Genomic DNA, 1,054 nt, shown 5'->3' on the forward strand with positions numbered 1-1,054 from the left:
CCTCGACGTCTATCCGCGAACCAGCCGCCGACCCTCGACTACACCCTCAACTGCGAAGAGCCGGCAAACGCGCAGAGACGGCGATGATCACGGTCGTCGCGGACTGCTACCTCGCCGGGGTGAGCACGCGTCGGTGACGGCGCTCAGCGAATCTCCCCGGAGTTGCTCATCGAAGTTCCTCAGGTCGCGGGATCAGGTTAGCGCAGGTTTGTGCCGGTGGTGACGCGGCGGAGTTCGTCTGCTGCGGTGGCGTGGTGGCGGAGTCGGTAGGAGTCTCCGTCGAGGGTGACGACGACGGATCTGTGGAGGAGTCGGTCGAGCATGGCGGCGGCGACGGTGGTGTCGCCGAGGATCTCGCCCCAGGCTCCGACGGGCCGGTTCGTGGTGATCACGATCGAAGTCTTCAGGTAGCGCTGGTTGATGACTTGGAACAGTGCTGAGGCGGCTTCGCCGGGCAGTGGCAGGTAGCCGAGTTCGTCGATGATGAGCAGAGTCGGGCCGGAGAAGAACCGCATCATGGTCGCCCACTTCCCTTCGATCGCGGCGCGGTGGCAGCGTGCTGCGAGGTCCGCGGCGGAGGTGAAGTAGGTACGGTAGCCGGCCTTCACGGCGGCGTGCCCGAGCCCGGTGGCGATGTGCGTCTTCCCGACCCCGGGCGGGCCGATCAGCAGCACGTTGGTCGCGGTGTCGATGTAGCGGCAGGTGCCCAGCTCGGCGAGCAACGACTTGTCGATGCCGGCGGCGTGGTCGAAGTCGAAGTCGTCGAGGGTGGCGCCGGTGGGCAGGTTCGCGAACCGGAACCTGCCGGCGAGGCGGCGGGCGTCGGTCGCGGTGACCTCGATCTGCAGCAATCGTTCCAGCGCGTGGGTGAGGGTCCAGCCTTCCGCGGTGGCCTGGTCGAGAACGGCAGGGAGAGCATCGGCGGCGTCGGCGAGTTTCAGCTCTTGGAGGTGTCCGCGCAGCTGCTGGTAGGTCGACGCGGCTGTGAGTGTGGTGGTGGTCATCGGAGGGTGTTCCTGTTCTTCGCGGCCTGCTCATAAGCGGCCAGGCTGAT

1 protein-coding gene is annotated in these 1,054 nt (G+C 67.0%); it reads right to left on the minus strand.

Annotated elements, in window-relative coordinates; translation table 11 throughout:
- Window positions 1-197: 197 nt before the first annotated feature.
- Window positions 198-1,004: an IS21-like element helper ATPase IstB gene (gene istB / locus AS96_RS13710; protein ID WP_051498894.1), complete on the minus strand. Its 807-nt coding sequence runs from the start codon at window positions 1,002-1,004 to the stop codon at window positions 198-200.
- Window positions 1,005-1,054 lie beyond the last annotated feature (50 nt).

This window comes from Microbacterium sp. MRS-1 (genome assembly GCF_000585455.1).
Classification (GTDB): domain Bacteria; phylum Actinomycetota; class Actinomycetes; order Actinomycetales; family Microbacteriaceae; genus Microbacterium; species Microbacterium laevaniformans.